Source organism: Pleomorphomonas sp. T1.2MG-36 (assembly GCF_950100655.1).
Classification (GTDB): Bacteria; Pseudomonadota; Alphaproteobacteria; order Rhizobiales; family Pleomorphomonadaceae; genus Pleomorphomonas.
Genome location: NZ_CATNLY010000052.1, coordinates 174,682 through 191,065 on the forward strand (window position 1 = coordinate 174,682; position 16,384 = coordinate 191,065).

Annotated in this window: 20 protein-coding genes; 9 read left to right on the top strand and 11 right to left on the bottom strand. The window is 65.7% G+C overall.

Going from position 1 to position 16,384, the window contains the following annotated elements; genetic code table 11:
* The first annotated feature begins 315 nt into the window (after positions 1 to 315).
* The gene (locus QQZ18_RS21860) at positions 316 to 1,284 is read left to right on the top strand and encodes a hypothetical protein (protein ID WP_284543116.1); all 969 of its coding nucleotides are present in this window, start codon (positions 316 to 318) and stop codon (positions 1,282 to 1,284) included.
* Positions 1,281 to 1,988: a haloacid dehalogenase-like hydrolase gene (locus tag QQZ18_RS21865; RefSeq protein ID WP_284543117.1), complete on the top strand. Its 708-nt coding sequence runs from the start codon at positions 1,281 to 1,283 to the stop codon at positions 1,986 to 1,988. The genes QQZ18_RS21860 and QQZ18_RS21865 overlap by 4 nt, the downstream gene beginning before the upstream one ends.
* A 187-nt stretch (positions 1,989 to 2,175) precedes the next feature.
* Here QQZ18_RS21865 and QQZ18_RS21870 read toward each other — a convergent pair whose 3' ends face one another.
* The 4 genes from QQZ18_RS21870 to QQZ18_RS21885 all read right to left on the bottom strand — a co-directional run bounded on the left by QQZ18_RS21870 (position 2,176) and on the right by QQZ18_RS21885 (position 3,517).
* Positions 2,176 to 2,559: a DUF6481 family protein gene (locus QQZ18_RS21870; RefSeq protein WP_284543118.1), complete on the bottom strand. Its 384-nt coding sequence runs from the start codon at positions 2,557 to 2,559 to the stop codon at positions 2,176 to 2,178.
* Positions 2,560 to 2,582: 23 nt separating this feature from the next.
* Positions 2,583 to 2,804 (bottom strand): hypothetical protein, encoded by a 222-nt coding sequence (locus QQZ18_RS21875; RefSeq protein ID WP_284543119.1) that lies wholly within the window; start codon positions 2,802 to 2,804, stop codon positions 2,583 to 2,585.
* A 141-nt stretch (positions 2,805 to 2,945) separates the two neighbouring features.
* On the bottom strand, positions 2,946 to 3,155 hold the full coding sequence (locus QQZ18_RS21880; RefSeq protein WP_284543120.1) for a cold-shock protein: 210 nt from the start codon (positions 3,153 to 3,155) through the stop codon (positions 2,946 to 2,948).
* A gap of 68 nt (positions 3,156 to 3,223) precedes the next feature.
* Positions 3,224 to 3,517 (bottom strand): hypothetical protein, encoded by a 294-nt coding sequence (locus tag QQZ18_RS21885; RefSeq protein ID WP_284543121.1) that lies wholly within the window; start codon positions 3,515 to 3,517, stop codon positions 3,224 to 3,226.
* 28 nt (positions 3,518 to 3,545) lie between these two features.
* Between QQZ18_RS21885 and ettA the strand changes: the two genes are divergently transcribed.
* Together ettA and QQZ18_RS21895 are read left to right on the top strand one after the other, a co-directional pair.
* The gene (ettA, locus tag QQZ18_RS21890) at positions 3,546 to 5,201 is read left to right on the top strand and encodes an energy-dependent translational throttle protein EttA (protein WP_284543122.1); all 1,656 of its coding nucleotides are present in this window, start codon (positions 3,546 to 3,548) and stop codon (positions 5,199 to 5,201) included.
* A 56-nt stretch (positions 5,202 to 5,257) separates the two neighbouring features.
* Positions 5,258 to 5,554, top strand: a complete 297-nt coding sequence (locus tag QQZ18_RS21895; RefSeq protein ID WP_284543123.1) for a HigA family addiction module antitoxin — start codon at positions 5,258 to 5,260, stop codon at positions 5,552 to 5,554.
* Positions 5,555 to 5,569: 15 nt separating this feature from the next.
* Here the strand turns inward: QQZ18_RS21895 and QQZ18_RS21900 are convergent, their stop codons facing one another.
* Positions 5,570 to 6,010 carry an RES family NAD+ phosphorylase gene (locus tag QQZ18_RS21900; RefSeq protein ID WP_284543124.1) on the bottom strand — a complete coding sequence of 147 codons (441 nt, stop codon included), beginning with the start codon at positions 6,008 to 6,010 and terminating at the stop codon, positions 5,570 to 5,572.
* Positions 6,007 to 6,441 carry a type II RES/Xre toxin-antitoxin system antitoxin gene (gene parS, locus QQZ18_RS21905; protein WP_284543125.1) on the bottom strand — a complete coding sequence of 145 codons (435 nt, stop codon included), beginning with the start codon at positions 6,439 to 6,441 and terminating at the stop codon, positions 6,007 to 6,009. The genes QQZ18_RS21900 and parS overlap by 4 nt, the downstream gene beginning before the upstream one ends.
* A gap of 150 nt (positions 6,442 to 6,591) precedes the next feature.
* Here parS and tam point away from each other — a divergent pair, with 150 nt between their 5' ends.
* The 5 genes from tam (at position 6,592) to QQZ18_RS21930 (ending at position 11,881) form a co-directional block, all read left to right on the top strand.
* Entirely contained in the window at positions 6,592 to 7,356 is a 765-nt protein-coding gene (gene tam, locus QQZ18_RS21910) for a trans-aconitate 2-methyltransferase (RefSeq protein WP_284543126.1), read from the top strand.
* 3 nt (positions 7,357 to 7,359) lie between these two features.
* On the top strand, positions 7,360 to 7,644 hold the full coding sequence (locus QQZ18_RS21915; RefSeq protein ID WP_251728095.1) for a hypothetical protein: 285 nt from the start codon (positions 7,360 to 7,362) through the stop codon (positions 7,642 to 7,644).
* A gap of 570 nt (positions 7,645 to 8,214) precedes the next feature.
* A complete protein-coding gene (locus QQZ18_RS21920; protein WP_284543127.1) occupies positions 8,215 to 8,904 on the top strand; it encodes an SDR family NAD(P)-dependent oxidoreductase in 690 nt (229 codons plus the stop codon).
* 110 nt (positions 8,905 to 9,014) lie between these two features.
* The gene (locus tag QQZ18_RS21925; RefSeq protein WP_284543128.1) at positions 9,015 to 10,097 is read left to right on the top strand and encodes a DUF2336 domain-containing protein; all 1,083 of its coding nucleotides are present in this window, start codon (positions 9,015 to 9,017) and stop codon (positions 10,095 to 10,097) included.
* A 308-nt stretch (positions 10,098 to 10,405) separates the two neighbouring features.
* On the top strand, positions 10,406 to 11,881 hold the full coding sequence (locus tag QQZ18_RS21930; RefSeq protein WP_284543129.1) for a methyl-accepting chemotaxis protein: 1,476 nt from the start codon (positions 10,406 to 10,408) through the stop codon (positions 11,879 to 11,881).
* Positions 11,882 to 11,903: 22 nt separating this feature from the next.
* Here the strand turns inward: QQZ18_RS21930 and QQZ18_RS21935 are convergent, their stop codons facing one another.
* The 5 genes from QQZ18_RS21935 to QQZ18_RS21955 are packed head-to-tail and all read right to left on the bottom strand — an operon-like array spanning position 11,904 to position 16,368.
* Positions 11,904 to 12,536, bottom strand: a complete 633-nt coding sequence (locus tag QQZ18_RS21935; protein WP_284543130.1) for a nucleoside triphosphate hydrolase — start codon at positions 12,534 to 12,536, stop codon at positions 11,904 to 11,906.
* Positions 12,537 to 12,549: 13 nt separating this feature from the next.
* A complete protein-coding gene (locus QQZ18_RS21940) occupies positions 12,550 to 13,638 on the bottom strand; it encodes an ABC transporter ATP-binding protein (RefSeq protein WP_284543131.1) in 1,089 nt (362 codons plus the stop codon).
* The gene (locus QQZ18_RS21945; RefSeq protein ID WP_284543132.1) at positions 13,631 to 14,683 is read right to left on the bottom strand and encodes an NAD(P)-dependent alcohol dehydrogenase; all 1,053 of its coding nucleotides are present in this window, start codon (positions 14,681 to 14,683) and stop codon (positions 13,631 to 13,633) included. The genes QQZ18_RS21940 and QQZ18_RS21945 overlap by 8 nt, the downstream gene beginning before the upstream one ends.
* Positions 14,684 to 14,692: 9 nt before the next feature.
* Positions 14,693 to 15,508, bottom strand: coding sequence for a carbohydrate ABC transporter permease (locus QQZ18_RS21950; RefSeq protein WP_284543133.1), 816 nt, complete (start codon positions 15,506 to 15,508; stop codon positions 14,693 to 14,695).
* Positions 15,505 to 16,368 (bottom strand): carbohydrate ABC transporter permease, encoded by an 864-nt coding sequence (locus QQZ18_RS21955; protein WP_284543134.1) that lies wholly within the window; start codon positions 16,366 to 16,368, stop codon positions 15,505 to 15,507. Before QQZ18_RS21955 ends, QQZ18_RS21950 begins: the two co-directional genes overlap by 4 nt.
* Positions 16,369 to 16,384 lie beyond the last annotated feature (16 nt).

Here is a 16,384-nt window from a genome sequence, read left to right on the forward strand (position 1 = left end):
TCGCAAACTACATGCGATCCGTCTCAACGCGGGGTGCCGCCGTTGACTTCGTCTGGCGCCTCCCGCAAACCTCGCCGGCATAGGAAGCATCGCTTCAATATTGACTTTCAGATGTCCTTAAATAGGTGCTCGAATAGTTTAGGTTTATTCTCTTTGGCCGTTTTGGCCTTTTAAAAACAGTGCCGCGTCTCCGGTTGTCGGCATCGCCTGACGATTCCGGCGGCTGGAGACGCGACGACACGTTGCCCCATTTTCCCCGGCGAGATCGTGCCCGGCTCCTCGCGAGCCGGCCGCGTAGCCGACTGCGATAGCCAAATGCATCTTTCAGCCGACATGTCCCGCGACCGCGCCGCCATCCGGACGGCGGACGCCTCGCCGCCGATGCGCGGCCTCACCGGCAACCGGGGCGAAGCGCCTCGGTCGCCAGCGGGGGCGATGCCCGACGTGTCCCACCTCTGCGAGGCGGAGGGGCCGGCGATCGCCGCCTGGCCGTTCTGGCTCTACAGCCCGGTCGGCGTCGTGGTGCTGCTGGTCCGCTCCCTCCTTCTGGCAAGCTTCGGCGGCATCGGCAGGCTGCTGCCCCGGCACTGGCGCCCCGTGCCCTATCCGCTGCTGCGCCGGCTGCTGGGCATCGTCGTCGAGCGCAACCTCTCGACGGCGGAGATCGTCCGCCTGACGGACAAGCGGATCGTCGCCGTCAACCATGTGTCGGTGCTCGATACGCTGGCCATGACCGGCGTCGGCCGGCCGAACTTCCTGAGCGGCACGGCGCTCCGGGGCGAGAGCACTTTCAACGCCGTTCTCTTCAGGCTCGTCGAGCTGATTTCCGGCGCGCGCCTCATCCCGGCGCAGGACAGGCGGGCGCTGGCCGATCTGTTCCGCTCCTGGAGAAGCGTGCCGGAGGAGAGCAGCTTCTATGTGCCGGCGGAGATGACCATCAACAATGGCAGGGGCCTGTTCCGCTTCCATCCGACCCTGATCGATCGCGGCGTTCCGGTCGTGCCGCTGGCCATCAGGCTGACGACGAGCCTCGGCCTCGTCGCCCATCCTTTCATGTCGGGAGGGCTCGCCACCCTGTCCCGCCTGCTGATGGCGCCGCGCCTTCGCTTCGAGCTGACCTACCTGCCGGCCCTTTCGCCGGTCGAGGGCGAAGATGGGCAGGCCTTCGCCGATCGTGTACAAAGGGCCGTCGCCGATCACCTCGGCATTCCGACGACGACGCACACGGTGGAGGCCAAGCGCGCCTACCGCGAGCGTCTGCGCCAGACAAGGCGTGCCGCATGACAGCCGCGACCATCATCTTCGACTACGACAGGACGCTGTCGCCGGGTGAAAGCGTGGTCGACGTGCTCGCCCTGGCGATCGACGATCACCCCCGGCGGGTCGAGCTGCGCCGGGATTTCCTGGCCTTGCAGGCGCGGTGGCGGCGGGGCGACAAGGGGCTCGGCGACATTCCCGTCGTTCTTCGTCTGGTGAGGGCGATCGGCAGGCGCCACATCGACGCCTACGTGGCGAGCCGGCGCGAGCCGCCGGAGGACCTCCGGCAACTGTTCGCCGAGCTGCGCGGGCGCGGCGTTCGCCTGCACATCGTGTCGTCGGCCTATCGTGACTGGCTGGTGCCGATCGGCCGGGCCTGGGGCTTTGCCGATGTCGAGATCCACGCGCGCCACGGCCTCAGCTGGATCGGCGGGCGGGCGCACACGATCAACGCCACCCACATCCTGCGGCCGCCGTCGAAAGCCCGGATCATCGAGGCGCTGGTGCGCGCCGGACGGGCGGGATCGCCGATGGTGGTGGTCGGCGATGGGGCGGAGGATCTGCAGGCGTTTCGATCCTCCGGCGCCGACTGCCTCGTGGTCGCCGAGTACGACGTGCCGGAGCACGAGGAACCGCTGCCGCTGCGCCCCGGGGAGGCGGCGGTGCGCGTCGCCTACCGCGACGGGTTGGTTGACGCCATCCGTTCTGCGCTGTCGATGCCGAACGCCTGATGCCGTTTCCGTCGGGTTTCGACCTTCGGGCGGGACCTGACGGAAGCGAAGCGCTCGACCGCGCGCCGGCCCCTAAGGCCGAAATCCGCTTGAGCTGGATGAGTCCAGATCAAGCGGAGCGCGTATGATCGAGTTCGCCGAGCATGGGGTGTCGGGTCGTCCGCCCCTCAGCGGGGCGTCGCGCCCGTCATCCGGCCTTGCGGGCCTTGCGGTTGGCGTAGCGGCGGTCGCGCTCGGCCTTGCGGGCGGCTTCATCCTCGAAGACGCGGGCGATGCGCGCCTTGTTGGCGGATTCGCGCTCTTCGGCTTCGGCTCGGGCGGCCGCCTCGATGGCGGCTTCACGCTCGGCCGCCTCGGTGGCGATGCGGGTCTGTTCTTCGAGTTTCACACGATCGCGCTCGGCGCGGCGCGCATCCCGCGCCTCGGCGATGGCAACGCGTTCAGCCTGCTTGGCTTCGCGGGTCGGCGCGGCAGCCTCGATGGCGGCACGATAGGCCTGAAGCTGGGCCGCCTTGGCCTCGCCGGCAGCGCCGCGACGGTCGTTGAGGTCTTTGTTCTTGATGGTCTTCAAATCTCTGATCCTGTTGAGAAAAATCATCTGCCGGCACGTCTGGGAATGAGCTTGGCCGGCGGGGCGAGAGTGTCCTCGGCCTCTTTGGCGAGGCGGGCCTCACGCAGGCGCGCCGTCTTTTCGTTACGGGCGGTGGTGATCGCGTCCAGTTCCTCGAAGGCCTGCCCGCGCGCAAAGAACTGCGATTGGGTTTTGCCGAAGGCGATCTCGGCCTGCTGCCGCGACTTGCTGTATTGCTCGGACATGGGATTCCTCGTGCCAATAAAAAAGGCCAGGCAAAACTGCCTGACCTCGTTTGGTCTCGCCATACCCTCGCCCTGCGCAGTTGCCGATGCAAAACCGCGATGCGGCTTGCCGGAAGCGGACCAAGGGAAAGCGGATCCCGGTCAGGCGGCCTGGAGGTTGCCGGCCGACTGCTTGCCCGAGCGCTTGTCGGTCTCGAGCTCGTAGCTGATCTTCTGCCCTTCGGCGAGGTCACGCATGCCGGCGCGCTCGACGGCCGAGATGTGGACGAAGGCGTCCGGACCGCCGTTGTCAGGCTGAATGAAACCGAAACCCTTGGTGGAGTTGAACCATTTTACAGTGCCAGTGGTCATGATGAACCCTTTCCCAGCATGATTGAAGAACGCGACGCAGATGCGTCGCGGGTGGTGATAACGATGCTTTAAAGGGAGGGTTCGTTCAAAACGCACTGCACAGCGCGTCGTAACCAAAGCTCGGCAAGAAAAGATCGATGGCTCATCGGATAAGGATTTTCGCTGAGATAGTCAACGTTTATTTTTGAAATTCGATGATTTTCTCGTGAGACCGGCTTTTCTACGACAGTTAATTCTTGCTTCTTTTCGGGCAGATCATCCGGTTTCGCCGCGAATTCACAGCGCGCCCGCGCCGCCGCCGCCGTCCGCATTTTTGCTTTCCCTTCGGCGGGCGGATGCTCTAGAACACCGGCCAAACGCAAACCCGCTCACCGAAAAGGTCGACACGCCATGGCGCGCGAGTTCATCTACTACATGCACGGCACCACCAAGTCTTACGGTGGCGGCAAGAAGGTTCTCGACAACATCCACTTGCAGTTCTACCCGGACGCCAAGATCGGCGTGCTCGGCCCCAACGGCTCGGGCAAGTCGACGCTGCTGAAGATCATGGCCGGGCTGGACAAGGAATTCACCGGCGAAGCCTGGCTCGCCAAGGGCGCCACCGTCGGCTACCTGTCGCAGGAGCCGCAGCTCGATCCCAGCCTCGACGTGTTCGGCAACGTCATGCTTGGCGTCGCCAAGGACAAGGCGCTGATCGACGAATACAATGCGCTGATGATGGATTACTCGGACGAGAATGCCGAGAAGGCCACCAAGATCCAGGACATCATCGACGCCAAGAACCTGTGGGACCTCGACAGCAAGGTCGAGATGGCGATGGATGCGCTGCGCTGCCCGCCGGGCGATGCCGACGTTTCCACGCTGTCGGGCGGCGAGCGCCGCCGCGTGGCTCTCGCCAAGCTGCTGCTTGAGAACCACGACCTGTTGCTGCTCGACGAACCGACCAACCATCTCGATGCCGAGTCGGTGGCCTGGCTGGAAAAGCACCTGCGCGAGTTCCCCGGCGCCGTGCTGATCGTCACCCACGACCGCTATTTCCTCGACAACGTCACCGGCTGGATCTTGGAGCTCGATCGCGGCCGCGGCATTCCCTACGAGGGCAACTATTCGGCCTATCTCACCGCCAAGTCCAAGCGCCTGGAGCAGGAAGGCCGCGAGTCGGCGGCCCAGCAGCGGGCGCTGGAGAACGAGCGCGAGTGGATCAGCGCCAGCCCTAAGGCTCGTCAGGCCAAGTCGAAGGCGCGTATCAAGTCCTATGACGAACTGCTCCGCCGCAACGAGGAGCGGCAGACGGTCGCCAACGTTCAGATCGTCATTCCGCCCGGTCCGCGCCTCGGCGACAACGTCATCAAGGTCGAGGGCCTCAACAAGGGCTACGGCGATCGCCTGTTGATCGAGGACCTCAGCTTCTCGCTGCCGCCGGGCGGCATCGTCGGCATCATCGGCCCCAACGGCGCCGGCAAGACGACGCTGTTCCGCATGATCACCGGCCAGGAGACGCCCGACAGCGGCTCGATCACCGTCGGCGAGACGGTGAAGCTCGGCTATGTCGACCAGAGCCGCGACGCGCTCGACCCCAACAAGACCGTCTGGGAGGAAATCTCCGGCGGCGCCGACGTGATCTACCTCGGCAAGAAGGAAGTGAACTCGCGCGCCTACTGCTCGTCGTTCAACTTCAAGGGCGGCGACCAGCAGCAGAAGGTTGGCTCGCTCTCGGGCGGTCAGCGCAACCGCGTGCACATGGCCAAGATGATCAAGTCGGGCTCCAACGTGCTGCTGCTCGACGAACCGACCAACGACCTCGACACCGAAACCCTGGCCGCCCTTGAGGACGCGCTGGAGGATTTCGCCGGTTGCGCCGTGATCATCTCGCATGATCGCATGTTCCTCGACCGCCTCGCCACGCACATCCTGGCCTTCGAGGGCGACAGCCACGTGGAATGGTTCGAAGGCAACTTCGACTCCTACGAGGAAGACAAGAAGCGCCGCCTCGGCGCCGACGCCGTCAACCCGCACCGTGTCAAGTACAAGCCGCTGACGCGGTGATGCGATCACGGGCCGCCGGCGCTGTCGGCGGCCCGTTTTTCTAAGGGGGCCAAGTCATGGCCGATAGTCTGCCCCCGGTGCATCCCGGTGAGATCCTTCGCGAAGAGTTCCTTGTGCCGCTCAAGATGAGTGCGGGAGCCCTTGCCAAGAGACTTGGTGTTCCCCGTACCCGCATCGAACGATTGGCCAGCGAACAGACCGGCGTTACCCCCGACACGGCGCTTCGTCTCGGGAAGTTCTTCAATACGACGCCGGAGTTCTGGATGACCTTGCAGGCGAGCCATGACCTCAAGGTTCATGCCGCCTCGCTTGAGGCCGATCTCGCCGCCATCCGCCAGTATGAGGCGGCTTGACCTGCGGAGGCGGATTTAGCCGTCGAGCCACAGGCGGCTGTCGAAGCCGAATGGGCGCTTTTCAGTGATCGCGAAGGCCTTGGCCTCCGAGTGCGCCGGATTGATCAGAAGGTTGCGGCTTTCCGGCACGATGGCCGAGGGAACGTCGAGCACGGCCGTCCGCCCCGAAGCGAGCCAATCGTCGCCGAACGCCCTGGGATCGGCTGGCGCTACGTCGACGCGCTCGATGGACAGGGGCGCTGTCGCTTCGATGCGCATCAGCACGTAATCGTCGGGTATCAGGTCGGGCGGCAGGTCGAGGTGGACGCGCACCTCCAGCACGGCAAGGCTGGCGTCCGAGGCGGCATAGACGACAGGCCGCCCCGGCGCATTCCAACGCCCACCGACGAGGAAAGCGCCATACCCGCTCAAATCGGCATAGGCATTCCGCGCGATGCGCCAGCAGACGAGGCTCACGCCGCGACGCCGTAGGCGATGCGGGTCAAAAGCTGCTCCACCTGGGCTGTGCCCTCGGTGGTGTCGAGCAGCGACATCGGCGAAACGCCGCCAAGCGGGTCGGTCTCACGACGGAGCCATGCTCCAGCCTTGTCCGGCGAGCCGAAGGTTTCCTCGGCAAAGGCGATGACCTTGGCCACGCGGATGAGGCGATCCGATTGATCGGCCGTCAGCATGCCGGCCTTGATGCGCCGGGCCAGGGTCTTTCTCGGCAGGATAGCGGCGTCGATCTCGGTCCGCGACATCTTGCCGGCATCGACGACATATTCCACCGTTGCCGCCGGAAGTCCGGCACGGACGGCTGCAATCAGATCGCCAGCATTTCGGACGGCCCGACCGACCGTCCGCTCGCCGCCGACGACTTCCGCCACCTTGGCTGCTTCGATGGACATTGCGTGCTCCCTGGACATTCGCCGATAGTATAGGGGCATTTGTCCGCGCCCGCAACTTTGCGGTCACCGGCCAGTATGTGCGCCGGTGGCTTGGTCCGTGGCGGCTTTTGGTCTAGTGCTTGTCCCGACCCGAGCGAGGAGGCTGCTTCCATGGCCGATTGGTCGCCCGACACCTACCTGAAGTTCGAGGACGAGAGGACGCGGCCGGCGCGCGATCTCGTCAATGCCGTGCCGCTCGCCGACCCGTCCTTCGTGGTCGACATTGGCTGCGGGCCGGGCAACTCCACCGAACTCCTGCTGGAGCGCTTTCCGGGCGCGCGGCACCTTGGCATCGATACCTCGTCGGCCATGCTCGACAGGGCGCGGGCGCGTCTGCCGGACGTGGAGTTCAGGCTGGCTGATGCCGCCGGCTTCAAGCCGGACGTGCCGCCCGACCTGATGTTCGCCAACGCCGTGTTCCAGTGGCTGCCGGGCCATCTCGGCCTCTTCGTCCACCTGATGGGTGAGCTTGCCCCAGGCGGGGTGCTCGCCGTGCAGATGCCGGACAACATCGCCGAACCCTCGCACGCGCTGATGCGCGAGGTGGCCGCCAGCGGCCGCTGGGCCGACAAGCTCAAGGGCGCCGCACGCGCGCCGCTGCCGCCGGTCCGGACCTATTACGAGACGTTGAGGCCGCACTGCCGCCGGCTCGACATCTGGCACAGCATCTACAACCACCCGCTCGCCGACGCGGCGGCCGTGGTGGAGTGGATGCGCTCGACCGGCCTCAAGCCGTTCCTCGATCCGCTGGACGAGGGCGAACGGGCCGACTTCCTCGCCGCCTATACCGAGACGGTGGCGGGCGCCTATCCGCCGCTGAAGGGCGGCGGCGTGCTCCTGAGATTTCCAAGACTGTTCATCGTTGCCACGAGGTAGACCATGGCCGACACCGTTACCCTCACCATCAGCCGCGACGAGGCCATCGTTCTGCACGAGTGGCTGGCCCGCGTCGTCGACGACGAGAATGCCGAGGGCATCGAGGAGACGCTGGAGGACGATGCCGAGGTCTGGGCGCTCGACGCCGTGCTGATCCTGCTCGAACAGGCGCTCGACGAACCGCTCAGCGAAAACTTCGACAAGATCCTGAAAGGCGCCCGCAAGCGCCTGAAAGACGCCAACGGCCCGTGGCCGTGGGATGCGGGTGGCGAAGAACAGGCCCCCTAGGATCCGGCCCGAAAATTCTACTGGGGCGGGCATATGGCTTAGAACGCTGCGCTTCCGGTGCTCACGGACCTTAAGTCCGCTCCGCTCCGGTTCTCGTGTTCGTCGCCATCTGCCGCGCCCCAGCGAATTTTGGGGCCGGCTCCAGGAGCGCTCTGGATGTAGCGATCGCTTTCGGCTTCGAGAGCTTCACCGGCGCGCGTTCTTGGTCGCTTTCCTAAACCATAGGTGGCCGAGGAGCGTTGCGGGGAATCCTCAGCCTCCGTTTTCTCCACTATCGTAATGCCCCGATAAGTCTTTCCACTCATGTGCGCGCGGCGGTGCGTGGCCATAGTGCCGGCCGCCTCGATCCGGCAGGTTCGGCCGTGGCGTGCCGGGGCGAGGGAGCTGGCCGGCAGTGTCGCGGCGATGGTCCGGGGCGCGGGGAGCGCGGCTGGAACAATCGCCGGCTGGTCAGGTTGGGCAGTTTCGGCAAAAGCGGGAACCGGTTCCGCGCCCGAAATTACGGTGAAACAAAGAGTTACAGAGGTTCGGGCGAGTTCGCCGGAAAGCCTCTGGTTGCGTGGAGGCGCCATGACACCGACGGTTCTGATCACGGGCGCAAGCCGAGGCGTCGGCCTGGAGCTCGCCCGGCAGTATCTCCTGCGCGGCGCGCGCGTCCTCGCCATCCACCGTCCCGGCGCGGTTTCGGAGGCCCTGACCGCCCTCCATGCCGAACATGTCGACCGCATGCGGCTGATCGCCCTCGACGTCCGCGCGGCCAGCGCCGTCGTCAATCTGGCGGCGCGGCTGTCCGAGCGGATCGACATTCTGGTCAACAACACCGGCATGCTGATGGGAACCGGTCTTGCGCCCACCGGCAACCTGATCGGCGGCACCACGCGCACCACCTTGCAGGTCAACGCCACCGGGCCGCTGTTCGTGGCGCAGGCGGCGCTGTCCAACATGACGCGTGGCGGCAAGATCGCCACCATCCTGCCGGTCGGCGACGTGCGCAGCCTCGACCTGCTCGATCACGATGCGCGGCAGGCGGCCAAGGCGGCGGTGGTGAGGGTGATGCAGTCGCTCGCCCACGACCTCAAGCCGTCCGGCGTGGCGGTGGCGCTGATCCATCCCGGCGCGGTCGGTCCGGGGCCGGATGGCGAAGAGGCCAAGCTCAGCCTTGCCGACAGCGCGCGCGGCATCATCGGCGTGATCGACGCGCTGTCGCTGGAGACCACCGGCCAGTTCTTCGGTTTCGACGGCGGTTCGGCCGAGGGATGAGTGGCTTCCGGGGCCTCTCGCAATTCCGTAAAATTCTAGGCATTTCGTGAAAGCGATATCCATTTGTAGGCGCTAGCTTGGCTGACATGCTTTCTGTGGGTGGTGCCGGAATGCTCGAAACGAATTTGGTCGATTTCAAGAGTCTCGCTCTCGATCCGTCCCCGGATCGCAAGAACGAACTTCTCAAGGGCGTCTCGTCGCTGTTCGCCTTCACGTCCGAGCGGTGCACGCTCGAACAGATCGAGATCTATGACGACGTCATCACCCGCCTGTCGGAGATGGTGGAAATCGAGGCGCGCATCTTCGCCGCCGAGAAGATCGCGCCGTTGCGCCGAGCGCCGGAGCGGGCCGTCCGCACCTTCGCACGGGATGACGAGGCGGCCGTCGCCTCGCCGGTGCTGAAGCAGTCGCCGGTGCTCAACGATCACGATCTCGTCGCCATCGCCGAGGAGAAGGGCCCCGCTCATCTCAGGGCCATCGCCCAGCGGTCGGTGCTGAGCGAGCGGGTGGCCGATATCGTCGTCAGCCGTGGCGACGTCGAAGTGCGCCGCCTCGTGGCCGGCAACTACGGCGCCCGCCTCAGCGAAATCGCTCTGGCCTGCATCGTGCAGCAGGCGCTCTCCGATCCGCGCACCGCCGAAATCCTGGGCCGCCGCCCCGACACGCCGGATGCCATCATCTCGCAGGTGATCGGCAAGGCGGTCGATCAGGTGCGCTCGACGGTGATGGGCGAGAAGAACGACGACCTCGAAGCCAACCTGGCCGAGGCGGCGCGCCTTGCCGAGGCGCGGCTGTCCAACTCCTACTGGCTCGGTCTCTACGACTTCGAGTCCGCCTGGGAGCGCATCCGCCAGCAGGGCGGCGAACGCATCGTCTCCGAGGAACTGCTCTGCCAGTATGCCGTCGAGGATCGCTTCGCCGACGTGGTCGCCACCTTCGCGCTGCTCACCGACCTCGACATCGAGGAGGCCAAGCACTGGCTGGTGCGCGTCGACACCGAACCCTTCGTGGTGATGGCGCGGGCGCTCGGCCTGCGTTTCGCCACCGTGCAGGAAATGCTGAAGTGCGGCCCGTGGAAGCACCGGCTCGACAACTGGCAGCGCAACGACGCGCTCACCCAGTTCCAGCAGATCGACCCGCGCGTCGCCCGCGCCCGCATCACCGCCTCGCGCGGCATCCGCAGCGTGGGCTGAGCCCGACACCGACACCCTGAAAGCAGTCATCGCGGCGGTCCACCGGAGAACCGGTTGGGCCGCCGATCTATTTGGGGTCCTGCGCGAGGCCTGCGGGGTGCATCCTTTATGGTTTCTTTCCGGGACTGTCGGAAATGCTGCCTGCACTAGATTGAAGTAACTTCAAGTATATTTACGTCAACGTGGTCAGTTGAGGAAGCAGCCATTAACCTTTGCTGTGTAGTGTTTCTGCTAACAGAGGTTGAAAAACAGCGAAATTTACGTGTGATCTACACATCGCTGCTGTAAGCATGGAGAGGTGTTCGCGCATGTGGCCGTTTTCCGATCACTCTTCCGCGGTACTTGACTCGCTTGGTCGCTCCCAGGCTGTGATCGAATTCGAGCCCAGCGGCAAGATCATCACTGCCAATGCCAACTTCCTGGCCGTCATGGGTTATGGGCTCGACGAGATCGTCGGTCGGCATCATTCGGTCTTCATCGATCCGTCCGAGGCGAAGACGGAGGCCTACGAGGCTTTCTGGCGCGAACTCAGGGGCGGGCGCCATCAGTCGGCCGAGTTCAAGCGCCTGGCGAAGGGCGGCCGGGAAGTCTGGATCCAGGCGACCTACAATCCCGTGCTCGACCTGTCGGGCAAGGTTACGCGCGTCGTCAAGTTCGCCACCGACGTGACCGAGCGCAAGCTCGTCGACGCCGACGTGCACGGCCAGATCGCCGCCATCAACCGCGCCCAGGCGGTCATCTCCTTCAAGCTGGACGGGACAGTGATCGACGCCAACGAAAATTTCCTCAGCGCTCTCGGCTATCGGCGGGAAGAAATCGTAGGTCGCCATCACGCCATGTTCGTGCCTGCCGAGGAACGCGATTCGCCCGCCTACCGAGCCTTCTGGGACGATCTCCGGGCGGGCAGGTTCAAGTCCGACGAGTTCCGCCGCGTCGGCAAGAGTGGCGCGGACATCTACATCCAGGCGACCTACAATCCGATCTTCGATCAGGCGGGGCGCCTCATCAGGGTGACCAAGTTCGCCACCGACATCACCGAGGCGGTCAAGCGCCGCAAGGCTCGCCAGGCGGCGCAGGCCGATATCACACGCGATCTCGACGAAGTCGCCGGCATGGTTGCGCGCTCCAACGTCGCGGCGGAAACCGCCAACGGCATCGCCGACACCACCGCCTCCAACGTTCAGGCGGTCGCCGCCGGCGCCGAGGAACTGGCGGCGTCCGTCTCCGAAATCAGCCGGCAGCTGGGCGTCGCCCTGTCGGTGTCGGAAGAGGCGGTGAAGCAGGCGGAAACCGCCACCAAGGTGGTGTCCGGCCTGGAGGCGGCCGCCCAGAAGATCGATCAGGTGGTGGAGCTCATCAACACCATTGCCGGCCAGACCAACCTCTTGGCGCTCAACGCCACCATCGAGGCGGCGCGGGCCGGCGAGATGGGCAAGGGTTTTGCCGTCGTCGCCTCGGAGGTGAAGCAGCTCGCCGCCCAGACCTCGAAGGCCACCGACGAGATCGCTGCGGAGATCGCCGGCGTTCAGTCGATCACCTCGGAAGCGGTGTCGACCATCGCCGGGATATCCGCGACCATCACCCGCATCAACGGCGTGTCCTCGTCGATCGCCTCGGCCGTCGAGCAGCAGGCCGCCGTCACGCAGGACATGTCGGGCAACATGCAGACGGCGGCGCGTGGCGTCGAAAGCATCGCGTCTTCGCTCAGCGAGATCAGCGGCTCGGTGCGCAGCATCCACACCGCCACCGAGACCCTCCAGCGGGCGGCCCTGGCGATCGCCTGACGGCGTGGCCGCCCCCCGAGGCCTATCCGTCCTGGGAGATCAGGACGTCGGCCGGAACGCTGCCGGCCAGAACCGTGTCGGCGTTGGGCAGGTCGTTGGCCTCCGCCTTGGCAACGGCGTCTTCCGGCAGGAAGCCGTGATCGAGCCACCGCGCCACCAGACGCTCGCGCAGCGTTTGCCGGTCCGCGACGAGCATCACCGTCAGGTCGAAGAAGGGACGGAGTCGCGACCACGGCGGCGCGTCGAGCAGGAGGTAGTTGCCCTCGACGATCAGCACCCGCGTCGTCGAGGAGATCACCCGCGCCGAGGCGCGGGAGAGTTCGAGTGCGCGGTCGAACACCGGGATCGCCACGGCATCCTCGGCGTTCGATCTCAGCCGCTCCATGAGGTTGATCAGGCCCCCCACGTCGAAGGTGGCCGGCGCGCCCTTGCGCGGCAGCAGGCCGCGGGCCGCCAGCACCTCGTTGTCGAAGTGAAAGCCGTCCATCGGCACCACCGCCGCGCCGCCTTGCCCGTCGAGGGCATCGGCGAGACGGGCGGCCATGGTCGACTTGCCCACGCCGGGAGGACCGGCGAGGGCGATGATGATGCGCTCGCCTGAAAGCGCCTTGGCACGGGCCGCGATGTCGGCGACCCATGATTGAGCGGAGGTCATGGACATCTCGCGATCAGCCGCCGGCCTGCCGGAGGCTGTGTCCCGCGACGGCATCGAAGATGTGCATGGCCTCGGCCTCGTAGGCGAACGAGATCCTGTCGCCTTCGTTGGGGCGGTGGCGCGCCGGCAGAAACGCGCTGATCCGCTCGGCCCCCAGCGGGAAGCTGACCAGCACCTGATCGCCATGGAACTCGACCATGTCGACCGTGCCCGACAGCGTATGCGCCGTGGCGGCGTCTGCCGTCCGGCCGAGGTCGGCGGGCCTGAGGCCGAAGACGACCTTTTGCCCCTCGGCGAGCCGATAGCGGCCCGGCGCGACGGGCAGGCTGAAGCCCTGGCCGTCGAGCCGGGCGCCGTTGTCGCCAACGGTGGCGGGCAAGAGGTTCATGGCCGGCGTGCCGATGAAGCCGGCGACGAACAGGCTGGCGGGGCGGGCGTAGATCTCCTCCGGCGTGCCGACCTGCTCGATCCGTCCGGCGTTGAGAAGGACGATCCGGTCGGCCAGCGTCATTGCCTCCATCTGGTCGTGCGTCACGTAGACGGTGGTGGTCTTGAGGTTCTTGTGCAGCCGCGCGATCTCCATGCGCATCTGCGCCCTGAGCTTGGCGTCGAGGTTGGAGAGCGGCTCGTCGAACAGGAAGACCTCCGGCGTCTTGATCATCGCCCGGGCGATGGCCACGCGCTGCTGCTGGCCGCCGGAAAGCTCGGACGGCTTGTTGCCGATCACCGGCTTCAGGCCGAGCATGTCCACCACCTCGCCGACGCGGCGGTCGATCTCCGCCGCCGGGATGCCCAGCCGCCTGAGGCCGAAGGCGATGTTGTCGTAGATGGTCATGTGCGGGTAGAGCGCATAGTTCTGGAAGACCATGGCGATGCCGCGATCGCGGGGTTCGAGGTCGTTGACGACCTTTCCGTTGATCGACACCTCCCCGCCGGTGATCGCCTCGAGACCGGCGATCATCCTGAGGATCGTCGACTTGCCGCAGCCCGACGGGCCGAGGAAGACGATGAACTCGTGTTCGGCGACCTGAAGGTCGAAGTTCGGGATGACTTCGTGCGCGCCATACTTCTTGTTGACACCACGGCAGACGATTTCAGCCATTGCTGTCTCCCTGGGCGACGACGATCTGCAGCTTGATGTCGGCTGGCAGCGCCTTGGCGGCCCGCTCGAAGGCGGCGACGCCTTCGCTGAAGGGGAAGGTGGCGGAGATGAGCGGCTTGAGGTCGACCTTGCCGGACGCGATCTGCGCCAGGGCGCGATCGTAGACGTTGGCATAGCGGAACACCGTTTCGATCCGGACCTCGCGGGCGATGGCGTTGTTGACGTTGAAGGGCACGACGTCGGCCGGCAGGCCGACCAGAACGATGGCGCCGCCGGGGCGGACGACGCGCAGGATGTCGTCGTAGACGCGGGCGTTGCCGCTCGCCTCGAAGACGACGTCGGCGCCCCAGTTGCCGGTCGCCTCGTTGACGGCGTCGGCGAGCGTCGTCTTGCTGACGTCCACCGGGACGATGCCGGGGTATTGCGCGGCGATCTTCAGCTTCTCGCTGCTGATGTCGGACACCACGACCTTGCTGCAGCCGCCGGCAAGGGCGGCAAGCGCGATCATGATGCCGATGGTGCCGCAGCCGGTGACGACGGCGACGTCGCCCGGCACGATGCCGGCGCGCTTGGCCGCCTGCATGCCGATGGCGAAGGGTTCCACCAGCGCCCCTTCGGCGAAGCTGACGTTGTCCGGCATGCGGTAGGTGAAGGCGGCGGGGTGGACGATGAACGGCGTCAGGATGCCGTGCACCGGCGGCGTCGCCCAGAACACCACGGCGGGGTCGACGTTGTAGATGCCGAGCTTGGAGGCGCGCGAGGTGAGGTCGGGCACACCGGGCTCCATGCAGACGCGGTCGCCGACCTTGAGGTTGGTCACCGCGCTGCCGACCTCGACGACGGTGCCCGATCCCTCGTGGCCGAGCACCATCGGCTCGCGGACGATGTAGTCGCCGATGCCGCCGTGGACGTAGTAGTGAACGTCGCTGCCGCAGACGCCGACGGTGTGGACGGCGATCTTGACGTCGTCGGGGCCGACCGAAAGCGGCAGGTCGATGTCGCGAAGGGCCAGTTCCTTCGTGTGCTCCAGAACGAGAGCCTGCATTTTCTTCTCCTAGCGATTTGGGTTTTTCGAGAACAGTGCGTTCAGGAAGCTGCTCAGAAGGCCCAGAAGCAGGACCGGCGGCAGCGACAGCAGGATCACCGCGGCGTTGAGGATGCCCCAGGGCACGTTCATGCCGAGCTGCGACATCTCCGAGGCGACGATGGGCATCGTCTTGGCGTCGCTCGTGGTCAGCATCAGCGCGATCAGGAACTCGTTCCAGATCAGCACGAAGCTGAAGGCGAGCGCGCCGATGAGGGCTCGCGAGGCCACCGGCAGCGCGACGCGGAAGAACACCGCGTAGGCGCCGTAGCCGTCCACCCGTGCCGCTTCCTCGATTTCCTTGGGCACGCGCTGGAAGCCGGGAATGGCGAGCCAGATGGTGATGGAGATCGTCATCAGCGAGTAGGTGATGATCAGCGACAGCCGGCTGTCGTAGAGGCCGAGGTTGAGCCAGATCACCATCAGCGGAATGGCGGTCGCCACCGGCGGCAGGAAGCGGAGCGACAGGACGAAGAACTGGATCTCGTCGGTCCAGCGGCTCGGATAGCGGGCGACGGCATAGGCCGCCGGCAGACCGAGCAGCAGACCGATGACCACCGAGGCGCAGCTCACCACCACCGAGTTGATCAGCGCTTGCAGGACGCTCGGACGGCTCAGGACGTAGACGATGTTGTCGAGCGTCGGCGCGAAGAACAGGCGCGGCACGGGGGTGAGCAGATCGACCGTCTGCTTGAAGGCGCCGAGCACCGTCCACAAGAGCGGGAAGAGCACGAGCGCGGCCATCAGCCACAGAACTGCCTTGGCCAGGATGCGGGAGAGCGTCATGACTTGAGCCTCTTCCAGACGACTGTGAAGATCACGACGGTCGCCACCATCATGATGACGGCCATGCTCGATGCGTAGGAAATCTTGCCGGCCTCGATGAAGCCTTGCGAGAAGGCGTACATGTCGAGCGTCTCGGTGCTGGTCCCAGGTCCGCCACGGGTCATGACGTAGATGAGGTCGAACGAGCGCAGCGACTCGATCATCTTGACGAACATCAGGCTGATCAGCGGCACGCGCAGCATCGGCAGCGTGATGTAGACGTGGATCTGCCAGGGCCTGGCATAATCGAGGCGGGCGGCCTCCAGCGGTTGCTGCGGCAGGATCTCGATCAGTTTCAGCACGATGACGGCGAAGAAGAAGCCCCATTGCCAGAGATCGACGAAGGCGACCGCGAACAGCGCCTGGGTCGGGCTCGACAGCATGTCGAGCGGCTGGCCGGTGATCAGCCGGTAGGGATAGGTGACGATGCCGTAGAGCGGATGGAAGGCGAACTTCCAGACGAAGGCGGCGCAGACGCGGGGCAGCAGCACGGTGATCAGGAAGATCAGCGACAGCGCGTTCCTGAGCTTCGGGCCGGCGGCCTCGAACATCAGGACGCCGAGGCCGATCGCCATGATCATCGTGGCGCTGACGGTGATCAGCTCCCACTTCACCGAGACCCACAGCGCGTTGACGAAGCGCGAGTCGCCAAACAGCAGCAGGTAGTTTGTCAGACCGACGAAGTGGCTGTCGGGCGAACTCAGCGTCCGGTTTTCCAGCGAGACGCCAATGGCATAGAACATCGGAACGAAGGCGAGCACGACGAGGATCGCCATCGTCGGTACCAGGAAGACGTAGGGCAACGACTGCCTTTGTTGCATCTTGGTCTCCGAAAGG

What these genes read in the sequence shown, in the direction of transcription:
- QQZ18_RS21860 (WP_284543116.1), top strand. Translation starts at nt 316, where the DNA reads ATGCATCTTTCAGCCGACATGTCCCGCGACCGCGCCGCCATCCGGACG.
- QQZ18_RS21865 (WP_284543117.1), top strand. Translation starts at nt 1,281, where the DNA reads ATGACAGCCGCGACCATCATCTTCGACTACGACAGGACGCTGTCGCCG.
- QQZ18_RS21875 (WP_284543119.1), bottom strand. Translation starts at nt 2,804, where the DNA reads ATGTCCGAGCAATACAGCAAGTCGCGGCAGCAGGCCGAGATCGCCTTC.
- QQZ18_RS21880 (WP_284543120.1), bottom strand. Translation starts at nt 3,155, where the DNA reads ATGACCACTGGCACTGTAAAATGGTTCAACTCCACCAAGGGTTTCGGT.
- ettA (WP_284543122.1), top strand. Translation starts at nt 3,546, where the DNA reads ATGGCGCGCGAGTTCATCTACTACATGCACGGCACCACCAAGTCTTAC.
- QQZ18_RS21895 (WP_284543123.1), top strand. Translation starts at nt 5,258, where the DNA reads ATGGCCGATAGTCTGCCCCCGGTGCATCCCGGTGAGATCCTTCGCGAA.
- parS (WP_284543125.1), bottom strand. Translation starts at nt 6,441, where the DNA reads ATGTCCATCGAAGCAGCCAAGGTGGCGGAAGTCGTCGGCGGCGAGCGG.
- tam (WP_284543126.1), top strand. Translation starts at nt 6,592, where the DNA reads ATGGCCGATTGGTCGCCCGACACCTACCTGAAGTTCGAGGACGAGAGG.
- QQZ18_RS21915 (WP_251728095.1), top strand. Translation starts at nt 7,360, where the DNA reads ATGGCCGACACCGTTACCCTCACCATCAGCCGCGACGAGGCCATCGTT.
- QQZ18_RS21920 (WP_284543127.1), top strand. Translation starts at nt 8,215, where the DNA reads ATGACACCGACGGTTCTGATCACGGGCGCAAGCCGAGGCGTCGGCCTG.
- QQZ18_RS21925 (WP_284543128.1), top strand. Translation starts at nt 9,015, where the DNA reads ATGCTCGAAACGAATTTGGTCGATTTCAAGAGTCTCGCTCTCGATCCG.
- QQZ18_RS21930 (WP_284543129.1), top strand. Translation starts at nt 10,406, where the DNA reads ATGTGGCCGTTTTCCGATCACTCTTCCGCGGTACTTGACTCGCTTGGT.
- QQZ18_RS21935 (WP_284543130.1), bottom strand. Translation starts at nt 12,536, where the DNA reads ATGACCTCCGCTCAATCATGGGTCGCCGACATCGCGGCCCGTGCCAAG.
- QQZ18_RS21940 (WP_284543131.1), bottom strand. Translation starts at nt 13,638, where the DNA reads ATGGCTGAAATCGTCTGCCGTGGTGTCAACAAGAAGTATGGCGCGCAC.
- QQZ18_RS21945 (WP_284543132.1), bottom strand. Translation starts at nt 14,683, where the DNA reads ATGCAGGCTCTCGTTCTGGAGCACACGAAGGAACTGGCCCTTCGCGAC.
- QQZ18_RS21950 (WP_284543133.1), bottom strand. Translation starts at nt 15,508, where the DNA reads ATGACGCTCTCCCGCATCCTGGCCAAGGCAGTTCTGTGGCTGATGGCC.
- QQZ18_RS21955 (WP_284543134.1), bottom strand. Translation starts at nt 16,368, where the DNA reads ATGCAACAAAGGCAGTCGTTGCCCTACGTCTTCCTGGTACCGACGATG.